The 391-nt window shown below is 59.8% G+C and carries 1 protein-coding gene; it reads left to right on the top strand.

Annotated elements, in window-relative coordinates; translation table 11 throughout:
• Positions 1-204, top strand: a 204-nt coding sequence (locus I6F37_RS44020; RefSeq protein ID WP_368736840.1) for a deaminase, incomplete at its 5' end; no start/stop codon positions are given.
• Positions 205-391: the final 187 nt, after the last annotated feature.

Below are 391 nucleotides of genomic sequence, written 5' to 3'. Positions count from 1 at the left end.
CTGGAACCCTGTGTGATGTGCGCGGGCGCGCTCAACTGGGCGCACATCGGCCGCATCGTCTTCGGTGCCTTCGATGAAAAGGCAGGCTATCGGCGGTTCGGTGGCGCGTTGTTGCACACCAAGACCCAAGTGACCGGTGGCATCCTGGAGCCTCCTTGTGCGGACCTGATGAAGGCGTTCTTCCGGAAGAAGCGGGCGCTGTAGCAGCGGTATCTTCGGTGGGCGGGTCTTCTCTTCAAACCCTGTCCACATGAGAACAACCACTACGCTCCTGCTTGCGATCGCCGTCACATCTCTTGTCGCTCAAGTCTCTGGAGGCGATATGTTCTTCGACGGCGCTGATGACATCTACTTGGACAGCATCTACCCCGCGGGTTGCTGGCAGGTAGGC

Origin of the sequence: Bradyrhizobium sp. NBAIM08, from assembly GCF_020193935.1 — a bacterium.
In the GTDB taxonomy this organism is placed as follows: domain Bacteria; phylum Pseudomonadota; class Alphaproteobacteria; order Rhizobiales; family Xanthobacteraceae; genus Bradyrhizobium; species Bradyrhizobium yuanmingense.
This window is presented reverse-complemented; position numbering and strand designations above follow the sequence as displayed.